Source organism: Agromyces sp. P1_H4 (assembly GCF_056405255.1).
Genome location: NZ_JBFUCL010000617.1, coordinates 1 through 637, shown reverse-complemented (window position 1 = coordinate 637; position 637 = coordinate 1). Strand labels below are relative to the sequence as shown.

Annotated in this window: 1 pseudogene; it reads right to left on the bottom strand. The window is 76.5% G+C overall.

The annotated features are described in order from the left end of the window. A pseudogene (locus AC1DY2_RS20395) lies at positions 1-637 on the bottom strand (DNA polymerase Y family protein); the annotation flags it as partial.

Below are 637 nucleotides of genomic sequence, written 5' to 3'. Positions count from 1 at the left end.
GAGTCGATGCGCTCGGGGATGACCCGCAGCCGCACGATCGGCGAGGCGAGCCCGCTGTCGGCGGTGCCGGCGCCCTGCAGCTGCCACCGCACGCGGTCGACGACGTCGGCCGGCGTGAACCACCGCGGATGCAGCCAGCTGCGGCTCGAGTGGCCGCCGCCCTCGTCGTCGAGCTCGATGCGCAGGCCCGTGCACACGAGCCGCACCGACCGCATGCGCTCGATGAACTCCTCGGCCCGCACCCGGAACGCGAACGCGAGCTGGTCGACGCGGTCGAGGGGCGGCTCGAAGTGCTGCTCCACCTCGAACTCGGGCGGCGGGGTGCGGGCGATCACCCTGGCCTGCTCGCGCCCGGCGGCGCGGTCGTGCGCGAACGCCCCTGCGGCCCCGAACCGGCGGCGCACGTCGTCGGCGGGAAGCGCCGCGAACTCGCCGAGGGTGCGCACGCCGAGCCGGTTGAGCAGTGTCGTGGTGCGGGGATCGACCACGAGCCCCACCGGCAGCGGGGCGATGAAGACGGCGGATGCCCCGTGCGGGACGATCTCGACGGACGCGGGCCCTCGCGCCGCCCGGGCGGCCTGCTCGGCGGCGAAGGGCCCGTCGGCGACGCCGACCCTGGCGCCGGGCACCCCGAGCT